Origin of the sequence: Psychrobacter sp. 1Y10 (assembly GCF_052259005.1) — a bacterium.
GTDB classification, from domain to species: Bacteria; Pseudomonadota; Gammaproteobacteria; order Pseudomonadales; family Moraxellaceae; genus Psychrobacter; species Psychrobacter saeujeotis.
The window spans coordinates 1-586 of sequence record NZ_JBQQES010000028.1 but is presented as its reverse complement, the minus strand read 5'-3'; the positions used below and the strand labels follow the sequence as shown (position 1 = coordinate 586).

Sequence of the window (586 nt, the reverse complement as noted above, 5' to 3'; positions counted from 1 at the left end):
CGGCGGGCTGAGGAAGCGGCCCCGCTCGGGCTGGTCCTTGCGCATGTCGATGGCGGCGATGTCGGGCAGGCGTCGTCCGCCGAACCGCTCCGGCAGCAGCACGTGGCGGTAGCGCCCGCGCGCCGCGTTCACCCGGGTCTCGATCGACGGCGTCGCCGAGGCCAGCACCACCGGGCAGCCCTCCAAGCGCCCGCGCACCACCGCCATGTCGCGGGCGTGGTAGTGGACGCCGTCCTCCTGCTTGTAGGCGGCCTCGTGCTCCTCATCGACCACGATCAGGCCGAGGCGGGCGAACGGCAGGAACAGCGCCGAGCGGGCGCCGACAACCACCAGAGCCTCGCCGGCCGCCACCGCGGCCCGCAGGCGCTCGCGGCGCTTGCCGCCGATGCCGGAATGCCAGGCCGCCGGCCGGACCCCGAAGCGTTGGGCGAACCGGTCGAGGAACTGCGCCGTCAGGGCGATCTCGGGCATCAGGATCAGCGCCTGCCGCCCAGTTCGGATACAGGCCGCGACCGCCTCGAAATAGACCTCGGTCTTGCCCGAACCGGTGACCCCCTCAAGCAGGATCGGCCGGTTGTCGGCCGCC

At 73.4% G+C, this 586-nt stretch carries 1 protein-coding gene; it reads right to left on the bottom strand.

Annotated elements, in window-relative coordinates:
- Positions 1-586 (bottom strand): replication restart helicase PriA (priA, locus tag ACTXGH_RS13775; RefSeq protein ID WP_443561798.1); only part of this gene is annotated, 586 nt, incomplete at both ends.